This window comes from Ruminococcus sp. AM31-15AC, from assembly GCF_003462045.1.
Taxonomy (GTDB): Bacteria; Bacillota; Clostridia; order Oscillospirales; family Ruminococcaceae; genus Hominimerdicola; species Hominimerdicola aceti.
The window spans coordinates 1-19,333 of sequence record NZ_QTYG01000007.1 but is presented as its reverse complement, the minus strand read 5'-3'; the positions used below and the strand labels follow the sequence as shown (position 1 = coordinate 19,333).

21 protein-coding genes, 2 pseudogenes and 1 CRISPR repeat array are annotated in these 19,333 nt (G+C 40.5%); of the genes and pseudogenes, 8 read left to right on the top strand and 15 right to left on the bottom strand.

Annotated elements, in window-relative coordinates; translation table 11 throughout:
* From DW793_RS03295 to DW793_RS03250, 10 genes are all read right to left on the bottom strand, one after another.
* A complete protein-coding gene (locus DW793_RS03295) occupies window positions 1–357 on the bottom strand; it encodes an Asp23/Gls24 family envelope stress response protein (RefSeq protein ID WP_118157060.1) in 357 nt (118 codons plus the stop codon).
* 126 nt (window positions 358–483) lie between these two features.
* Entirely contained in the window at window positions 484–1,026 is a 543-nt protein-coding gene (locus DW793_RS03290) for a SpoIIIAH-like family protein (RefSeq protein WP_038671921.1), read from the bottom strand.
* A gap of 18 nt (window positions 1,027–1,044) precedes the next feature.
* Window positions 1,045–1,596 (bottom strand): stage III sporulation protein AG, encoded by a 552-nt coding sequence (locus DW793_RS03285; protein WP_252969633.1) that lies wholly within the window; start codon window positions 1,594–1,596, stop codon window positions 1,045–1,047.
* Window positions 1,597–1,599: 3 nt separating this feature from the next.
* Window positions 1,600–2,070: a stage III sporulation protein AF gene (locus DW793_RS03280; RefSeq protein WP_118157059.1), complete on the bottom strand. Its 471-nt coding sequence runs from the start codon at window positions 2,068–2,070 to the stop codon at window positions 1,600–1,602.
* A 1-nt stretch (window position 2,071) separates the two neighbouring features.
* Window positions 2,072–3,211: a stage III sporulation protein AE gene (locus tag DW793_RS03275; protein WP_118157058.1), complete on the bottom strand. Its 1,140-nt coding sequence runs from the start codon at window positions 3,209–3,211 to the stop codon at window positions 2,072–2,074.
* 9 nt (window positions 3,212–3,220) lie between these two features.
* Window positions 3,221–3,607 carry a stage III sporulation AC/AD family protein gene (locus DW793_RS03270; RefSeq protein WP_118157057.1) on the bottom strand — a complete coding sequence of 129 codons (387 nt, stop codon included), beginning with the start codon at window positions 3,605–3,607 and terminating at the stop codon, window positions 3,221–3,223.
* Entirely contained in the window at window positions 3,607–3,804 is a 198-nt protein-coding gene (gene spoIIIAC / locus DW793_RS03265; protein WP_022286844.1) for a stage III sporulation protein AC, read from the bottom strand. Before spoIIIAC ends, DW793_RS03270 begins: the two co-directional genes overlap by 1 nt.
* 40 nt (window positions 3,805–3,844) lie before the next feature.
* Window positions 3,845–4,333, bottom strand: a complete 489-nt coding sequence (locus DW793_RS03260; RefSeq protein WP_118157056.1) for a stage III sporulation protein AB — start codon at window positions 4,331–4,333, stop codon at window positions 3,845–3,847.
* Window position 4,334: 1 nt separating this feature from the next.
* Window positions 4,335–4,637 carry a hypothetical protein gene (locus tag DW793_RS03255; RefSeq protein ID WP_118157055.1) on the bottom strand — a complete coding sequence of 101 codons (303 nt, stop codon included), beginning with the start codon at window positions 4,635–4,637 and terminating at the stop codon, window positions 4,335–4,337.
* A gap of 5 nt (window positions 4,638–4,642) precedes the next feature.
* Window positions 4,643–5,269, bottom strand: coding sequence for a hypothetical protein (locus DW793_RS03250; RefSeq protein ID WP_118157054.1), 627 nt, complete (start codon window positions 5,267–5,269; stop codon window positions 4,643–4,645).
* A gap of 220 nt (window positions 5,270–5,489) precedes the next feature.
* On the opposite strand from DW793_RS03250, the gene DW793_RS03245 reads away from it, so the two are divergent.
* From DW793_RS03245 to DW793_RS03215, 8 genes and pseudogenes are all read left to right on the top strand, one after another.
* Window positions 5,490–6,458, top strand: coding sequence for an AAA family ATPase (locus DW793_RS03245; RefSeq protein WP_118157053.1), 969 nt, complete (start codon window positions 5,490–5,492; stop codon window positions 6,456–6,458).
* 110 nt (window positions 6,459–6,568) lie between these two features.
* The gene (locus DW793_RS03240) at window positions 6,569–7,663 is read left to right on the top strand and encodes a DUF58 domain-containing protein (RefSeq protein WP_252969632.1); all 1,095 of its coding nucleotides are present in this window, start codon (window positions 6,569–6,571) and stop codon (window positions 7,661–7,663) included.
* 10 nt (window positions 7,664–7,673) lie between these two features.
* Window positions 7,674–9,308 (top strand): hypothetical protein, encoded by a 1,635-nt coding sequence (locus DW793_RS03235; protein ID WP_118157051.1) that lies wholly within the window; start codon window positions 7,674–7,676, stop codon window positions 9,306–9,308.
* A gap of 58 nt (window positions 9,309–9,366) precedes the next feature.
* Window positions 9,367–10,134: pseudogene (locus DW793_RS03230) on the top strand (transglutaminase-like domain-containing protein); the annotation flags it as partial.
* Between the two features lie 41 nt (window positions 10,135–10,175).
* Window positions 10,176–10,352, top strand: a complete 177-nt coding sequence (locus tag DW793_RS14545; RefSeq protein ID WP_181988276.1) for a hypothetical protein — start codon at window positions 10,176–10,178, stop codon at window positions 10,350–10,352.
* Between the two features lie 158 nt (window positions 10,353–10,510).
* Window positions 10,511–11,521 (top strand): TAXI family TRAP transporter solute-binding subunit, encoded by a 1,011-nt coding sequence (locus tag DW793_RS03225; RefSeq protein ID WP_181988275.1) that lies wholly within the window; start codon window positions 10,511–10,513, stop codon window positions 11,519–11,521.
* A gap of 17 nt (window positions 11,522–11,538) precedes the next feature.
* A pseudogene (gene gltS / locus DW793_RS03220) lies at window positions 11,539–12,709 on the top strand (sodium/glutamate symporter).
* Between the two features lie 14 nt (window positions 12,710–12,723).
* Window positions 12,724–12,903 carry a hypothetical protein gene (locus DW793_RS03215; protein ID WP_117897284.1) on the top strand — a complete coding sequence of 60 codons (180 nt, stop codon included), beginning with the start codon at window positions 12,724–12,726 and terminating at the stop codon, window positions 12,901–12,903.
* A 41-nt stretch (window positions 12,904–12,944) separates the two neighbouring features.
* Here DW793_RS03215 and DW793_RS03210 read toward each other — a convergent pair whose 3' ends face one another.
* The 5 genes from DW793_RS03210 to DW793_RS03195 all read right to left on the bottom strand — a co-directional run bounded on the left by DW793_RS03210 (window position 12,945) and on the right by DW793_RS03195 (window position 18,573).
* Entirely contained in the window at window positions 12,945–14,759 is a 1,815-nt protein-coding gene (locus DW793_RS03210) for an NYN domain-containing protein (RefSeq protein ID WP_390624616.1), read from the bottom strand.
* Between the two features lie 5 nt (window positions 14,760–14,764).
* Window positions 14,765–15,502, bottom strand: coding sequence for a GTP-binding protein (locus DW793_RS15835; protein ID WP_390624615.1), 738 nt, complete (start codon window positions 15,500–15,502; stop codon window positions 14,765–14,767).
* 136 nt (window positions 15,503–15,638) lie between these two features.
* A complete protein-coding gene (locus tag DW793_RS03205; RefSeq protein WP_038671901.1) occupies window positions 15,639–16,370 on the bottom strand; it encodes a nucleotidyltransferase domain-containing protein in 732 nt (243 codons plus the stop codon).
* A gap of 19 nt (window positions 16,371–16,389) precedes the next feature.
* Window positions 16,390–16,854 carry an NUDIX domain-containing protein gene (locus DW793_RS03200; RefSeq protein ID WP_038671899.1) on the bottom strand — a complete coding sequence of 155 codons (465 nt, stop codon included), beginning with the start codon at window positions 16,852–16,854 and terminating at the stop codon, window positions 16,390–16,392.
* 375 nt (window positions 16,855–17,229) lie between these two features.
* Window positions 17,230–18,573 carry an MATE family efflux transporter gene (locus DW793_RS03195; RefSeq protein ID WP_118157048.1) on the bottom strand — a complete coding sequence of 448 codons (1,344 nt, stop codon included), beginning with the start codon at window positions 18,571–18,573 and terminating at the stop codon, window positions 17,230–17,232.
* Window positions 18,574–18,771: 198 nt separating this feature from the next.
* Window positions 18,772–19,333: direct repeats of the CRISPR family, unit length 36 nt; unit sequence GTTTTACTACCCTATAAAATTACACTACTCTCAAAC.

Here is a 19,333-nt window from a genome sequence, read left to right as displayed (position 1 = left end):
CTATTCCATTTCCGAAAGGTCAACTCCGCATATGGTCACATTTACCTTTGCAACTGTAAGTCCAAGCATATTCTGAACTGCACTTTTTACTTTATCCTGTATCTCCTCGGCAACGGAAACCGCCTTAGCTCCACGGCAAAGTATTATACCTATAGACACTGACAGCACATCGTCAACAAGGCCTATCCTGATATTGCCGAAATTTTCCTGTCTAAACCAAAGCTGACGTGGAGTCTTCATAACAGGAGCGATACCATAAACGCCCTCTATCTCATTAACAGAGTTTGTAACGATCTGCGCTATAACGTCCTGACTTATGTGCAGGCTTTTTTCTACTTTCTTTGAAACATCATTCATATTTATCCAAGCCTCCCTTTTTAGATATAAAAAAGAAATCCTTCAATCTATACTTACAACCATTATATCATAAAAATCAATAGGTTACAAGTATTTTGAAGGACTTTTTTTATTTGCTGACAAATTTTATTCTACATCATAAATTCTGATGTTTTCATTTGCAACTGAAACTTCGCTAAGGAGGATATCTTTTATCTGTGCCGCTTCGCTTGCAACAAGCCCGTCGCTGTCGGTCTTTACAACGATATTTGCGTTGTCACCGTCAAGATAAACAACACAGTCCTCAAAGCCTGCTGCTTTCACGAGTGTCTCTACCTTGCTCTCCGACTCCATGAGCCCTGTCATGGCTGAAGCTTCTTCTTCAGCGACTTTCTTTTCTTCCTCTGTGGAATCGCCACCGTTCATTATATTCTTTAATGTTTCTACCGCCTCGTCCCTTGAATTCATTCTGTCTATTCTTGCCTGTGCAAAATAATCTGAAGTACTGTCAGTGCTTACGAGCTGTGCGTCACCGTAATTCACGCTTTGACTTTTCACAACGTCCGTCGCCTTTATCTTGCCGTCTGAGGTCGATACTGCATAATTTATGTATACTGCAAGACCGAGTATCAGCGTCATTCCTGCAAGGATTATCTGCTTTTTGCCTATTATCATGGTCGGTTTTTTCATCTTTATTACCTCTTTCTGTTATTTTCTGCCCTCAACGCAGATCTTACTGCTTGATATATCTAGTACTGTCGAAACTGCTTTAAGCACACGTTCGTTTACTTTTATATCTCCACCTCCTTCGCAAACAATGACAACGCCGCATATCTGCGGTTTTATTATTTTTCTGACCAATGCCTCCTTTTTGCCGTCATTATCAGTTATTACTATCTCGTTTTCATATCTGTCGCTTGTTCTGTCACCATTATTGTCTGTGCTTTTGGTAAGATTTTCGGCATAAACATATTCAGTAGTTCCCTCAACTGTCACCATTACCTTGCACTCGCCAACTCCCCTGACTTGAGAAAGAACATCTTTAAGCTCTTTTTCTATCTGCTTTTTGTAGCTGTCTGTATCATCAGTGGCAACGCTTTCCGTGGGAATGCTCTTGCTCTCTGCCGTATTTTTAGCAGGAAACATCTCAGAAACAAATATAAGCAATATCCCTGCAAGACCTACGGCTATCACTATCTTCGTTTTCATAGGAAGCTTTTTAAGAGCCTTTATTTTCCCCTCAACTTTACTTTTCAGCAATGTTTATTCCTCCTGAATGATAACTTGAGTATCAGGCAGATCTTCTGCAATAAGCTTTTCAACAAGCCCTCTGTCGCTTGTTTTAGTCAGATACACCCTTACCGCTGTTATCTCTATTCCATTATATTCATTTATATCTGTGGTTATGTCCACTCTGACGTTTTCTATGCCATTCTTATTCAGCTTATCCAAAAAATATTCTTCAAGCCTGCTTTCGGATTCGGACAGATAATAAAGTTTCGTCGCTGTTGAAATGCTGTCAAACTCAGGCAGATCTGCAAGCTCTGTATAATCGCTTAGAGTGACTTTGAAGCCATGTCCCATTACAGGCGTTATGACCGCAAGCAAAAGTATCACCGCAAGCACTGATCTAAGCTGTTTTTTCAAAGTTCCCTCAGGTGTGGCAATATCCGTCATAGAAGTTATCACGCCTATAATGCAGGCAATAAATATCACTGCTTTAACTGTATTCATTTTAAGCTCCTGTGTTCATGGCTGTCATTATTACAACTGATGTGGAAATAACGAACATTATAGAATAAGCTGCAAGAATACTGACGCCAATCGATAAAACTGAATTTATGCTTTTAAGAAGTCCACCACTGTTGCTTATGCCAAAAATATCGTTAATAGTTGCACCTATCCACACCGCAAGTTTTACTGCAAGAAGCGTAAGCAAAGGTTTCGCAACTATCACAGACATTATTATAACGCCTATCACGCCGACGCTTGTTCTTATTACGCCTATACTTCCCTTTACCGCTGAATAAGCTTCAGAGACCGAGCCGCCTATGACAGGTATAAAGCTTGAAGCCGCAAATTTAACGGCTCTAGCAGAGAGATTATCAGCCGCCGCTCCTGCAAAGTTTTGAATAGATAACAGCCCTGTAAAAAGGGTCATCACAATGCCAAGCACCCATATGACCAGCTTTTTCACCGACTCTGCAAGGCTTCCAAGGTCAAGAGATGGATTTATTGCAGAAACAAGGGTCACTGCAAGCACTGCCGACAAAAACGGCACAAGTATCGTATCCGCCAATATACCTGCGCTTTCACATATTATCAGCATAACGCCATAATAGCCTGCTCCTGCCGCCGCACTACCGCCTGCTGTCGCCACGCTTGAAAATATGGGTATGTAGGACATCATGAAGCTGTTCATTTGTTCCATGGAAGTCTTTACAGAATAAAGGCTGTCGGTGACAGTATCGCTTATAACAAGCACTGTGGTAAGGACACATATGAGCGTGAATACCTTGTCCACTGTACCCTCGGCTGACATTGACCTTACCAACACGCAGAGCATAGTGGCGGCTGTTATTTTCCCAAGCATTATAAGAGGGCTTCGCAAAGCAGCGGTAAAGATTTCAAATATATGCTTTATCACATCAGAAGCACTTATATTTGCGGCAGAAGACGGATCTTCCAAAGTGATGTTATTATCTTCAAGTACAGTTTTTACATCTTCATCACCCTCAAAAGACAGTCCCTCGTTTATTTCGCTTATGAGCCTGTCATAATATTCATTGTTCTGTTCATCACTGTCTGCATATACTCCCTGTGGTGTAAACATGACCGCAAGGACTATGATGACAGTGGCAATTATTTTTTTCATATTTAAATCCTATATAAGCAATGCTTTTACTATTTCTACAAATGCTTTGAAAAGCGGCAGCGATACCGAAAGCATTGCAAGCTTTCCTGCCAAAGTGACCTGTGACGCAAGTGCGTTTTCTCCGCAGTCCTTACAATAATCAGATGCAAGCTGTACGATATAGCATATACCAAGTGATTTGAACAGTATGGTAAGATACATATCGTCAATTCCTGACAGAGTGAAAAGGTCCTCAAAAACTGAGATAAGGTCTTTTACAAATGCCACCGAATGAAAAAGCACCAACACCGCTGCCGCAAGCACAGCCGCATATTTTATTTCACGGCTGTCTTTCTCAATGGCTTTGCACACTATAGTTGAGAAAATGCAAAAGCACGCTATTGTAAATATTTTCATTAATACAATCCAAACACTTCTTTTATCGTTTCAAATAGATTTCCGATCTGCCTTACTATCATAAGCAGAACGACAATAAGCCCTGCAAGAGTTGTCATCATTGCCTGCTCGTCACGCTCCGCTCGTTTCAGCAAGAGATTTAACACGGCAACGATAATTCCTATGGCAGCGATTTTGAAAATAAGATCTATGTCCATAAAATCTTGTTCCCTTCATTATGGTTATCCTTTGCTATGGCTATATTAGCAGAATAGCGATAAAAGCTCCGCTGAGAACGCCCAAAGCCCTGCATAGCCGCACCTGTGAGGTGAAATTCTCTGAAAGTCTGCTTATCTGCTCGTCAAGTGCGGCAAGGCTCATGGAAATGTATGCAAGCTGTCCATTTGTGTCTGTTGTGCCGAGTTTTTCAAAAAAATCTATGGCTGTCTGCCTGATTTCATTGTCAAAAAGCTTTGACTTATATATATCCTCGGTTATTCTTCTGCGGACATCAGGCGAAGAGGTATCTTGCGACAAAAATGTAAAGTTAGAATAATCCTTCTGCAAGCTAAGCTTTAAGATAATTTCCCCGAAAGTCATTCCAACCTCAACCATTGCTCTTGTTTCAAATATCAACTGTCTGAGAAGCTTGAGATATTTCATTTGCCGTATCTTGTCCGTCGCCATTGCACAGCCCATTTGTGTGCAGGCGGATATGATCAGCACACAGCCTATTAGCTTTATCATTTCATGCTCCTGTTTTTGTAAATGATACCAGCCTGCCACACATTGTTCCTGTGCCTAGTACCGCAAGTGCGTCGAAAGCCTTGTCTTTTATAAGTTTTGAGATATAACGCCGCTTTTTAAGCTCATCAAGGCTTGAAGCATGGCATGAAGCAATAAGCTTCACTCCTGAGTTGAGCGCATACTGCAAAGCTTCGTTGTCCTCAGAAGAACCTATCTCGTCGCATATGAGTATTTGCGGTGACATGACCTTGACAGCCGTCATTATGCCCTCATATTTGTTGTAGGAATTGAACACGTCCGTCATTGCACCTATAAGATTTTGCGGCTCACCTGCACTGTTGCGGCAAACTCGTTTCGCTCGTCTATAAGCGCAACACGCCAGCGTTCTCCAAGCTTTCTTGCAAGATCACGAAGCACTGTAGTTTTTCCTCCCGAGGGCGGTGAAGCAATAAGCAGGCTCATTGGTTTGTCAGAAAAGCATTTTGCATATATCTCGTCTGAACTGCCTATCATTTCACGAGCTATCCTTATATTAAGAGAAGATATATTTTTTACCGACTCCACGGCATAACTCCTTGCAGGATCAAGAACGGCAGTTCCGCAGAAGCCTACTCTGCACCCTCCTGAAACTGTTATGTACCCTCTTGCTATCTCACGGTGAAAGCTGTGAAGAGAATTCTGAAATGCTCGCTGATAGATAGTTTCAATATCCTCTGTGGCAACTTGAACGCTATCCCCGATATTGTTCATTAGTCTGCCGTTATCATTAACGAAATACTCTTTCGAGAATATGGTAACAGACAGCCTTCTACCTCTGCGAAGCCTTATTTCCTGTATCCTGTCACGCTCTATTTCTGGCACTGACATAATTGCTCCCCTTATGCGAGGGGTGAGCAGTTCGTAAACGTATTTTATCTTGCTGACTTCTCTTATCATTTTTTCACGCTCCTTTTGACTTGTCCTATGAAATAACTATGCTGTGAGCCTGCATTTTAGTACAAGATATTTGTATTCTCATACATACGCAGATATCCATTATTGTATTTAATTATCACGCAAAATGCTTGAAATACTGTTGTATTTGTGATATAATGTTAATGCAATATGCACAAATATTGTGAAGATAAAAGAAACATACAAAACAAAGGAGAAAATTATGAATAACAGCTTAACTGAAGAACAGGTAAAAGTACTGAATATGTCACAAAGCGTGATAAATGAGGTAAGAAAGGTCATTATCGGCAAGGACGAGATAATCATAAAAGTCCTGCTGTCCATACTTGCAGGCGGTCATATCCTTATTGAGGATATTCCGGGAGTAGGAAAGACCACTCTTGCCGTGGCTCTTTCAAAGGCGCTTTCACTTGACTATAAAAGACTACAATTCACCCCTGATGTTTTGCCAACAGACGTGACAGGTTTTACCATACTAAATAAAGAAACACACAAGTTTGAATATAAGCAGGGTGCAGCACTCACAAATCTTTTTCTTGCAGACGAGATAAACAGAACCTCAAGTAAGACGCAGTCTGCGCTTCTTGAAGTAATGGAGGAAGGCAAGGTAACTGTAGACGGTATCACACATAAAATGCCTGACCCTTATATCGTTATCGCAACGCAAAACCCGGTTGGCTCTATAGGCACGCAAATGCTCCCGGAGTCGCAAATGGACAGATTTATCGTAAGGCTCACAATGGGTTATCCTAATCTTGAAAGCGAAGTTGCTATGCTAAAATCAAAGCAAAATCTCGTGCCTGTGGATAATGTAAGGCCTGTGGTTTCTGCGGAGGATATCCTTCAGGCAAGAAAAGTTGTGGAAAATATTTATGTTTCAGATCAGGTTTTCCAGTATATCGTTATGCTTGCAAATGCAACCAGAAACAATGAATATATAAAGTTGGGTCTTTCACCTAGAGGAACTATCGCACTACTCAGAATGACAAAGGCGACAGCGCTTCTTAAGGGCAGAGATTATGTTATCCCCGATGACGTTATATACAGCTTCAAGGACGTTGTTCTTCACAGACTTGTGTTCAACTCAAAGGTAAAGATAAACGGCTTCACTGGAGAACAGATACTCAAAGGAGTTATTTCCTCAGTTCAGGTTCCAAGAGTTAGCAAGTAACGGAGGAGCAAATGCTGGTTTTATATATAATATTATTTATCGCCTCTATTTTCTTCTATATATTATATGTGGGTAGCTTCTCTTTTTATCTCTTTGCATTTTTACTTGTTATGCCTATTATCTTATTCGTTATGCTCAAAAAAATGTCAAAGAAAATAAGCGTTGGTTTTGTGAACACTCAGAAAACCGCAGGCAGATCGTCAAAGATACCTGTTGTGCTGAGATTGCAAAACCGCTCAAAGTTGCCTGTTGCAAATATGATTATAGAGATAGAATATTACAACACTCTTGACGGCGACAAAAATACAATGAAGATAAATACTCCCCTTTATCCTGATGATGTTCAGTATCTTACTTTGCACGTTTCTGCAAAACATTATGGCACAGTGAGAATGAACATAAAACGCTGCCGCATTGTGGATATGCTGAAGCTTTTCAAGATAAGAGTAAGTACCGACGCTGCTTCCAAACTTTTTGGCGAAAGTACTTTCACTATAGTTCCTGACTATATACCTATCGAAAACAACATTGCCAATTATGCTGAAATGGGTCTTGAAACCGATGATTATTCCAAGACATCAAAGGGCGATGATCCCTCAGAGATTTTTGATATACACGAATATCATGATGGTGACAAAATAAACAGGATACACTGGAAGCTTACTGCAAAGCAGGATAAGACTATGGTCAAGGATTACTCTCTGCCAATATCAAATTCTATCGTGCTTATGGCGGATCTCCACCTTGATACAAATACAGACGATTATATGCTCGTATATGATACTCTTGTAGAGGCTATAGCGTCTATATCCTATTATCTTATAGAAAATGACACTCCTCATAAGGTAGTGTGGTATGATAAAAAGAAAGATTTGAGCGAAGTAGTGAACGTTACAGACGAAGAAAGTGCAAGGCTGCTTATAAGTCTGCTGTTGCAGGCTTCTGTTTATGATGAGCCTGACTTGTCTATGATAAATTACATCAATGAGCCTGAGAGATATAAATGCGGTCACTTGATGTATTTTTCTCCCGCATATAACAGCAATCTCAGCGGCGTTATGAACGATAACGATCTGGCGTTCCGCTATTCCTATATGCTTATCACAAACAAAAAGAAAGACGACGTTATAAACGATGAGTTTGCAGAGGTCGTAAACGTTACTGCAAAACACGTTGCCGAAAGCATACAGGAAATATGTCTATAAAGGTGACAACATGAAAAAGAAAAGAATAAAAAGCAAAAACAAAGATATAGGATTTATCAGCAGCAATGGTATCTGCATTGACGGAGATATCCTTATGAATTGTGAGCGTGAGCATAATTCAGGCTCATTTCTATGGTTTCAGATACTTCTGACCTTTGTGGCGACCATATGCACAGCGTTTATGGCAGTATCATTCCTTGATATGGAAATATACAAGACCACGATCATATATTACTCCGCCATGCTTTCACTTGTGTTTGGTCTGATGAAATCGTCACACAAGATAATTAAGTTTTCTGCACTTGGTGTGATGATACTTCATGTAATTTACCTTGTGAGCAGGATATCTACAATAAAATACGGCTTGCTCGTTGTTATAAACAGATATCTTTCAAGGGCAAATCAACCTAACTCAACTCTTGGCGTTCAGCTTAGTGGAATTTCTACTATCGACTACCCATATCTTGCGTCAAATTTTTTCGTATTTTTTATAACTCTTGTTTGCCTTGGAGCGGCAGCAGCTTGCCTTTACAGGATAGATTTTCCACTGCTGTTCATCATTACATTTCCTGTTTTCGAGCTTGGAATGTATTGGGGCTGGGAGCCGTCAATGTGGACTGTTATTGGTCTGTTTGTATGCTGGGTAACAGTGCTTGCATTGCACATAATAAACCACACAACTAACAAGGCAGGAAGAAAAAACACCTTTGCGGTGCATGAGCGAAAACGCACGTTTTATTTTACATCTGAAAAGCAAAAAGCTTGTTTCTATAACGTATTCATGAAATTCACGGCTATTTTAAGCTCGTTGGTACTTGTAGTTATAATGCTTTTCTCAGCAATAACAGGCTTTACACGTCCTGAGTCATTTGCAAAATACAGACATGATATTTCTACAGCAGTGTCAAATTTCTCTCTCACTGACCTGAGAAATGCTTTTTCAGATTATGACGGCGGATTTGATCTGTTTGGTATAAAAACAGTTGGTGGCACAAACGGAGGCGTTCTTGGCAAGACAGCAGGCATTAGCTTCAACGGCTCAACAGCACTAAAAGTGGTCACTCCAAAATTCTCTAATACACTATATCTCCGTGGATATGTAGCAGGCGTTTATAACGACAATAGCTGGACTCCTGTTGACGTGAATGGCAATGAAGACACCTTCTCTAATGATTTTGAGCAAGGCAAGATATGGGTGCAGGATCTGGATTATGACCTTATCCAACGAAAATATGCGGATCTGACCCCTGCTCAGATTTCTGTATCTGTTCTCGGCGCAAGCAAGAAATTTGTGTATGCGCCATACGCTTCTTTATATTCAAGTGATGGAAACACAGACGATAAAAAAATGCGTCCTACCACTGAGTCATATGTCAAATTAAGTTCAACAAAGTATTCTCTTTACTATTTTGACCCCTCTCTTATAGAAGAAAGGCTTGAAGCCCTCCCTGAGGCTATAGCACAGAAGTGCCTGCATTGTCTGTTAATAAGGACAGAGGTGTTGACGCTTACTCAGAGTTTGTTCACCAGAAATATATGGACGTTTCAAAGTCTGATGAGCTTGATAAGGCATATAAAGAGATACTTAGTGAATATCTTGGCGTGGATATTTACCACAAGGGTGATTGGACTTATGAAGAAATAAGCACTGCAATAAAAAACTATTTCTCTGATAACTTCACTTATACCTTGAACCGGGTGTTACTCCAAAAGGTGAAGATTTCATAGATTATTTTTTAGGTACACAAAAGGAGGGCTATTGTTCATATTTCGCAACAGCGGGTGCAGAGCTTTTAAGAATGTTTGGCTATCCGTCAAGATATGTAGAGGGATATGTGGTGCTTAATTCACAGCTCGGTGAACCTGAAGATGATTCAACATACGAGGTAAGTGTAAAGGACAAATGTGCGCACGCATGGGCTGAGGTATTTATAGACAATGCAGGTTGGTATCCTGCAGAATTCACACCAGGTTATGATAATGATAATCCTAATCTTACACAACAAGAGAAAGACCCTAAGGAAGTTACAACAACTAAAAGCACAGAAAGCAAGCCTACGACTACCACACAAAATGGCGGTCAGGGTGGCACAACTTCAGTGGTTACTAAAAAGCCTGCAAACAGTTCAAAAGCTTCAACAACAAAGAAAACAAATTCTGCAAGCAACGGACATGGTGCCGGAGTGATGTCAGGCGCTGGGAAAACTTCTGTTTCATCAAGAATAACAGAAAACAACAGCGTCCATGGCTCATTTGTAGGAATTTTCATCACTCTGGGCGGACTTCTGTTTATAGGCTTCGGCGTTGTAGTCCATAGAGATGTAAAGGTAAAGAAAATGCGTTCGGAACTAAGTAATGGGGACAATAGATCACGTACTGTGGCGGTATATCGCTATATGCTCAAATATTTAAAGCTTATAGCATTGCCGACAGCAGAAATATTACAGACTTACAGCTTTGTGACAGGTTAACAGAAAAATGCCAGGAAATGCAAATCAATGATTTCTCTCATATGATAAAATATATCGGAGAACTTGCAGTCAAAGCGGAAATGAGCAACTCAGTAATATCTGATGGGGAACTCGAAACCGCACTTTCTTATTTTGAGATCGTAAAGGACAAGATCGTCCTGCCAAAGCTTTCGGGTGCTAAGCTTCTTAATGCAAAATTTGTTTACTGTCTATATTAGAGGGAAAAAGCCACGCTCGGTGTGGCTTTTTTAACCTCAATGATATTACCAAAAAGCTGATAGGTGATTTTTTATATGAAATATATGTTTAATGAAAATATGGATATGATATTATCAATAGGATAACTTTTTGAATATTTTAGAAAGGAATGATCGGATTGCGAAAAATAAAAAATACAATAATATTTATTGTTACAGTTGCTATACTTACAATGTTCTGCTCTTGCTGTAAACACTCTGAGATAAAACTGGGATCCGGCAACGAAGGTGGTATATATTATAAATTTGCTGACACTCTCAGTGATATTGATGCCGGCAACGAAGGTGGTATATATTATAAATTTGCTGACACTCTCAGTGATATTGATGAAAACATCACAAATATAAGAACGGCTGGTTCTCAGGCTAACATGAGGCTTTTAAAGGACGGCTTTATCAACATGGGAATAGTCCAAAGCGATGTCCTGTCTGAAGCAGTGAATGGCACAGGAGATTTTAATGGTAACAAAATAAACAACGTCCGTGCAGTTGCGGCTCTTTACATGGAGTCTTTTCAGATAATCGTTCCGGCTGACTCAGATATTCAAACTCCTGCTGATCTTAAAGGAAAAAATGTCTCTGTGGGCGAGGAAGATTCTGGCGTAGCAAAAAATGCTGAGTACATTTTAAACTCTGTAAGTCTTGACTATAACATGATAGATGTGTGCAACATGAACTATCAGAAGTCTGCTGAGGCACTTAAAAACGGCTCTATCGATGCATTTTTCGTGGTACTTGGTGCTCCATGTGATGTTATAACACAGCTTTCTGAGGAAATGGATATAAGAATATTGCCTCTTGATGACAGAACGATATCATATATAACGAATCTTTATGACGGATACTATGAAACTGTAATAAAGGCAGGAACTTATAAAGGCATTGACGAGGACGTCAAGACTGTCGGCGTAAAGGCTGTTCTTGTGGCAAGCCAAAAGATGGACAGCGACACTGTAGCAGATATCACGAAAATTCTTTTTGAGGAAAATGGCCAGATAAAGGAAAGGATCTCATTTGCGAATAATGACACAAAATTTGCGACAGATAATATCCCGTGTGCTTTTCATAAAGGGGCAGTGGAATATTATAACAGCATCGGAACTGCTATAACAGAGGAGGATCAAATTTGAAAACAATAAATGTGGATATGTATCAAACTCTTGCGGTGGCAGTAGGAGTCTTGTATTTAGGGGGATTTCTCAAAAAGAAAGTCAGATTTCTTGAAACTTTCTGTATTCCCTCTCCTGTCATCGGCGGAATTATTTTTGCTGTCATATCATGTATTCTTCACGTCGCAGGAATAGTCGAATTTCAGTTTGATGAAACGCTAAAAACAGTTTGCATGGTCATGTTCTTCACTTCTGTTGGCTTTCAGGCAAACATTAAAGTTTTGAAAGCAGGAGCAAAAGCCTTATTGTATTTTTATTATGCCTGATAGTGCTGATATTTGCGCAGAATGCGGTTGCCGTAGGACTTTCAAAGCTATTGGGAGTAAGCTCGCTGGTAGGTATGTGTACAGGATCTATCCCTATGGTAGGCGGTCACGGAACGTCAGGTGCTTTTGGCACAGTACTTGAGGACCTTGGTCAGCAAGGAGCAACAAGCCTCTGCACAGCAGCGGCTACTTTTGGATTGATTATAGGCTCTGTAATGGGCGGACCCATCGGCAGAAAACTTATACTCAAACACGATCTGCTGAAAACTGTTATTCCTGAAGACGACTCTATACTTGTCGAGGACGAACAAAAACATCACCGTTCTGTAAGCATGTATGCACCTGCAGCTTATCAGCTTGCGATAGCATGGGAATAGGCACGTTTGTATCATGGGTGCTTTCATATTCCGGCATGACCTTTCCTGTGTATATCGGATCAATGATCGTTGCAGCGTTTATGAGAAACATCGGTGAATACAGCGGTAAAATACACATACACATGGGTGAAATAAATGATATCGGTGGTATTTGTCTTTCGCTTTTTCTCGGAATAGCCATGATAACATTGAAACTCTGGCAGCTTGCCGAGCTTGCATTGCCTATGATAATCATGCTTGTTGCACAGGTGCTTCTTATGGCAATGTTCTCATACTTTATCGTATATAATGTAATGGGCAGAAACTATGATGCGGCAGTGCTTGCGGCAGGAACTTGCGGCTTCGGAATGGGTGCAACGCCAAACGCTATGGCTAATATGCAGGCTTTAACAGCAAAATTTGCCCCTTCAATAAAGGCTTATATGCTTGTTCCTATTGTTGGAAGTATGTTTGCCGATTTTATAAACAGCCTTGTTATAACAGGATTTATCAACTTTATTAATTAACGGAGGAAAAGAATATGAACAAAAAGAACAAACATCTTGACTGTTATACAGATAACCTTGCTTTTCCAGAAGTTCACGTTGAAGATGTAAAAACTGAGAATGATGAAAACGAAAATAATAGCGAATCAGGTGTAATATTCGACAACTTAGCAATACCTGAAATAAAAATAAAGTCCAAGAAAAGGAAGAAATAACGAAAACCGATTTTCTGGTTATTTTCAGAAAATCGGTTTTTTTATTTCATATTGGCGATATATTCTCTTATCTCTTTTTCCACACGCATAACGTCCTCGTGAAGCTCCTGAGCTGACATTCTGAAAGCGCCGCTGCCCATGATTATGACCTGCTCCATGCCGTCAGATGTGGCGACCTTTACCTTATGCTCTCGGCTGAGCTTGTGGGCAGTGCGTTCGATATAAGTGTCAGCCGTTTCGGCTTCTTTGGTGTAAACTATGCTGATATTGTGGTAATTTTCCACTACGCGCTCCTGCTCTTTGACCTTGTATGCGTCAAAGACGAGTATCAGCTCACATTGCTTGTATCCCTGATAGTTGCAAAGCCTGTTTACAAGCATACTTCGTGCAAGGTCAAGGCTCTCGTTGGCAGCCTTTTTCAGCTCGTCCCAAGAGAAAATTATGTTATAGCCGTCAACCAGCAAATATTCCACGCCTGAGTATATTTGCTTCGGCTTTGACGCTGACTTTACAGATTTTTCAGGTCTGCGCATCGCATAGTACTTATCACGTTCTATCTTTCCGTAAGTGCGCTCAAATATCTCCATAAGCTCCTTATCACTTGCTGCACGTCTTACAAAATCTTCGGCACGAGCGTATGTCTGTGGCTTAGAAACCTGCCTGCGTTTGTCCTCGGGAGGTATGTGAAGCTTATCAGGGACTTCGTTCCATTTGACATTGTAACCTGCGCCATGAGAGCAAAATACAGAATCTGCCGTATTTTCAAGATCTCTGTCAGGATCATAGCCATATTCTTCAAGCACAACTTCTGTATTATGACATTCACGGTAACCGTCAGAAGTGCATATCAGCTTTCCAACGCCCTTGGTGTAGCTTATGACCTGTGACTGATATCCACGCATTTCCGCCACCGGTGCGCTTCCCTTTATAACGGAAAATTCGCCCGATACCTCCGGCTGTGAGAAAACTCCGCCCATGTTCTGTATATCTGTTATAGCACGTCCTACGTTCTGCTGTGGCACTTCAAGTGTGAAGCTGTAATAAGGCTCAAGAAGAACGGACTTTGCGTTTCTAAGTCCCTGTCTGACGGCACGATATGTTGCTTGACGGAAGTCGCCGCCCTCTGTGTGTTTAAGGTGCGCTCTTCCCGAAACGAGCGTTATTTTCATATCTGTAATAGGAGAGCCTGTGAGAACGCCAAGATACTTTTTCTCCTGCAAATGGGTAAGAACAAGTCTTTGCCAGTTTTTGTCCAGCGTATCTTCACTGCATTCCGTTGCAAAACGCAGACCCTTGCCACGCTCCAGCGGCTCAAGCTTCAAATGCACCTCAGCATAATGCCTGAGCGGCTCATAGTGACCATAGCCGTAAACCGTTTTCTCAATAGTTTCTTTGTATGCAATGCTTCCCTCGCCAAAATCAATGTCGATATCAAAGCGCCGCTTGAAAATGCTTTTCAGTATTTCAAGCTGCACCTCGCCCATTATGCTGACATGTATTTCGCCAAGCTGTTCATTCCAATCGACGTGAAGCTGTGGATCTTCATTTTCAAGCACACGGAAATACGACAGCAGAGTGTGCATATCCAAATCACACACAGGCTCGACACGATAGGTAAGAACAGGCTCCAGCAGTGGTTTTGCAGAATCCTGCTCAAAACCAAACCCCTGCCCTGCATAAGTTTTAGTCAACCCTTCAACAGCGCAAACAACGCCAGTTTCAGCGTTATCCGCATTACGATATTTTGCCCCTGAATATATTCTTATCCTGCTGACCTTTTCCGAGAAGCTTTCACCGTCAGCCGATGTGTAATCTACTAGATCTCTAACCTTAAGACAGCCACCTGTTATCTTCATAAAAGTCAGGCGTGAGCACCATCCTCTGAAATTTTATACACTTTTGCACCAAAAGTACCGCTGTCATATACACACGGTGCAAGTTCTGCAAGGGCGTTCATAAGTTTTTCTATGCCCTGTGATTTTAAAGCTGAGCCGAAAAAGCATGGAAATACTTTTCTATGAGCCACGGCATCTGACAGTATCTTGTCAGACATTGATCCCGTTTCAAGAAACTCATTCATAATATTTTCATCAAAAAGAGCGCAATCCTCTGCGACTTCGGACTTCATACGGCAGAAATCCACAAATCCACTGCCAAGACGACCTTCTAAACTGTTCATGACTAAGGTTTTATCAGCACCGTCCAAGTCCATTTTGTTCACAAAAACAAAGGTTGGGACGTTATAACGCTTTAACAGCCTCCAAAGAGTTTGAGTATGGCTCTGCACACCGTCAGTGCCACTTATAACAAGCACAGCAAGATCAAGCACCTGTAATGCACGCTCAGTTTCCGCTGAAAAATCAACATGACCAGGTGTGTCAAGCAAGGTGAAAGATGTGTTTTTATATTCAAATTCTGCGGGTTTTGAGAAAACAGTTATACCTCTGTTTTTTTCAATCATATCCGTGTCAAGAAAAGCGTCGCCGTGGTCTACACGTCCGACCTTTCTTATTTTGCCAGACAAATAAAGCATTGCTTCCGAAAGCGTCGTCTTGCCTGAGTCGACGTGGGCGATTATGCCTATTACTGTTTTTTTCATATTTTCTTCCTATTTGCTAAATTTCAATGTACTCCATTTCATTCTTCATTTGCACAAATCCAAACTTTTCATATAAAGGTCTGCCCATTTCTGCGATATAAAGGGTTCGTATATATGCTTTCTTCATGCTATCTAATTATAAATCATTTTCAAGAAAGTTTTGTATTTTATCATTAAGAAACATCAGAACATCCTTATGATCAGACAAAATGTCCGTTTCAAATCTTTCCTTATTTAGAAAGTATTCAACCATAATTCTATTATCATCCTGATACGATTCTAATAAACTTTCTATCGACAAGGGATAAACTCCTGTTGCACAAAAGCGTTCTTGTCTTAATGCAAACATGAGCGGCTTCAAAATATATGTCGAAATTTTTTGGTGCGTAAGTAATTCTTTTGGCTCATCTACACATATATAATGGCGAACACTCATTAAAATATTTGCTAAATTTTTCTTATAGGATAACTGTATCTTTTCATTTATATTTTCGATTTTCACCAATTGCTCACCATACAATAAAACACTATTTAGTTCAGCAATTGCATATTCTGACCAATCTTCAAATATTTTGCTTTTATATTCGTCTACGGATAAGCATTGAGTATTTATCTCCAACAAATCATAAGGGATAGATGTGTTTCTTGCACAATGCCCAACATTTTCTAAGACATATTGATTTATTGTACTAAAGATACAAAACACGTCTAAATCAGAATTATCATTTGCATCTCCTCTCGCATAACTTCCAGTCAAATAAACCATTAATAAGTATTCACCTAATCTATTTTTTAAGGCTGACACAAATTCACTCAATACTTTCTCATAATCATGATTTACTTTATTTGCTGGTATCACTCTTCTCATAAACAAGTTCCTTCATTATTTAGTCTGTTACTTCCGGGTCTCCAATTTCTTCATTTCCTAAATAAACTTTATACGCTTTTCCTTCATACAAATTCATGATCTGTCGGCGTAATTTTGAAGGATATAATGGTGTTGTATTTAATGTTTTAATATCTAACCAATCATATCCAACTTGATTTGTATCACTTTGCAAGACGGCATTTTCAAGTTTTCCAATATACTCACATAAAAACACCAAATCTACACGATGAAATTTTTCTCCATGTAAACCCTCTATAACAAACGCTAAATCTTTCACAACTACCCGCAATCCCATTTCTTCTGCCACTTCTCTACAAACTGCTTCAGGAAGAAGTTCCTCCACATCTTGTCCGCCGCCGGGCATAATATACCATTCTTCTTTTCCGTCACTTATTTTGATTGCCAACATCTTATCATCTTTAATAATTAATGCTTTTGCTGCATTTCTTACAGTTCTATCCATAATATCTCCAACGTTACTTGTATCGCTGTGGAACTGTTGTCACCACAAACATATTATCCTATACGCTAAACTGCCATGCCCTATAAAAAGCGGCATGTTTAACCAATGTGTGTAAACCACACCGCTAAGCTAACTGTCCTGATTTACTGCGCTTTCCTTGTTATCAATACCACACACTCCACGTGGCTCGGTTGTTCAACGAAAAACATACTCAACCCCTATTGTACGAGGAAATGGTGGAACGCACCTTTTCCATTAAAATCTAGTGGTTCGAGCCTGTGATAACCTTGAATTGCTCTATAATTTGTATAGGCAAACAGGGTAAAGCTCTGTTCCTTAAACTTCATTTTTCATGTCATCCCTACAAACTGGAATTTAACTAATGGATGCCATTTTATCAGTCGGCCATGATCGCCTAAGAGCCACATAGGAGATTAAAAAGTTTGCAAGCCAGCCAACTGGTATCGCGAGCCAGACAAAGGCAATGCCAAAACGTGGTGCACAGATCAGGGCAATGGACAGACGAATCGCAAGATTCACTATGTTTGCAACGAGGAACGGACGCATAATTCCGAGGCCGCGAAGAACTCCATCGGTTGCCATCTTGATACCCATGAAGATGAAAAAGTAACCAAGCCACCTCATATAATCACCTGACACCTGATAGGCAAACGCCGTTCCGTCTTTTCCTAAGAAAAGTGATGAGATCTGCGTATGCAGCGCTTCAATGGTCACAAACGCAATGACCGCAAAGCACAGATCCAGCACCAGTGCAACATGGTAGCCTTTTTTGATACGATCAATTTTCTTTGCACCAAGATTCTGAGAAACATACGGCGAAACCGCATTGCCGATGGATACAAAGATCAATGAAAAAACATTTTCCACCCTCATCGTTGCTGCATACCCAGCGAGTGCCTGTGTGCCGAAAGGATTTACCACTGCCTGCACGATCATCATACCGATAGACACTGTGGACTGCTGCAAAACCGATGGTACCGCAATGCGAAGCATGGAATACAGCTCCTGCCGGTCGAACCTGCTAAATGAGCTCTTGTATTGCCGCATCCGAGACAGAAAGATCAAAAACGAAAACACGGCAGAAATTCCCTGTGCAATCAGAGTTGCAACAGCCGCACCGAACACGCCAAAACCTAGCCCGGCTACCATCCAAAGATCCATTAAAATATTCAGGATGGACGAAAAAATCAGCAGTCCTAGCGGAATTTTAGATTCGCCGATTGAGGTGAACATGGTAGAAAGAATGTTATACATAAACAGAAACGGAAAGCCCACAAAATAGACCCGCAGATACAGTACTGCATCATCCAGTATGTCGGCAGGGGTTTGCAGTCCACTCATCAACGAGTTGGCGAAGAAAAAGCCAAAAACACCAAGGACTATACTTAGAAGCAAAAAGCTAATCAAGGAGGTTGACACGATTGTTTTCATTTTGCCATACTCCCTGGCTCCGAAATAACGGCTCACAAGCACACCGGCTCCGACACCGGCTCCCAGTGCCACACAAATGAACACATTGGTCAATGCTGCACATGCACCGACAGCTGCAAGTGCGGAAGAACCAACAAACTGGCCGACAATAACAGAGTCGGCCATATTGTATATTTGCTGAAAGAAACTTCCAATAATCATTGGCATTGCAAAAACCGTCAACGCTTTGAAGGGCGTATCGGTTATCAAATACTCATCTTTCGACATTATCATATTCCTCCATGGTATCTTGTATCGTGGTGTAATCGGATTCTGTGCCGACTGATTCAACTTCAATCTGGCTATCGACTTTCCAATGTACAACGATTCATTCTCATCCAACGGAAATCACTGCCCATATCTTTCATCCACAAAAAAATAATCTATTTCCAGTTTTTGGTGTAAGAACAATATCCTGTCTTGGAAGTTTTACTACCCTATAAAATTACACTACTCTCAAACACCTGTGCAAACTGATTGATGATGAACCTAGTTTTACTACCCTATAAAATTACACTACTCTCAAACTGCTACGGAGAGTGTGGAGAGCTTGGTGCGGTTTTACTACCCTATAAAATTACACTACTCTCAAACCGTCAGGTGCAGTAAATACGAATGGGTCATGTTTTACTACCCTATAAAATTACACTACTCTCAAACTACCATGCAAGCATCACGGTCAAAGATAGTGTTTTACTACCCTATAAAATTACACTACTCTCAAACAGCAATGATACATAGACTGAAAGGCGGTGAGTTTTACTACCCTATAAAATTACACTACTCTCAAACACTATGCTCTTTCGTGGCAAATATACACTTGTTTTACTACCCTATAAAATTACACTACTCTCAAACTTTGGTGTAGACTTAACGGAATTTATGGAGTTTTACTACCCTATAAAATTACACTACTCTCAAACTGTTGAATAGCCTGTAACGCCAGCATATGGGTTTTACTACCCTATAAAATTACAACTACTCTCAA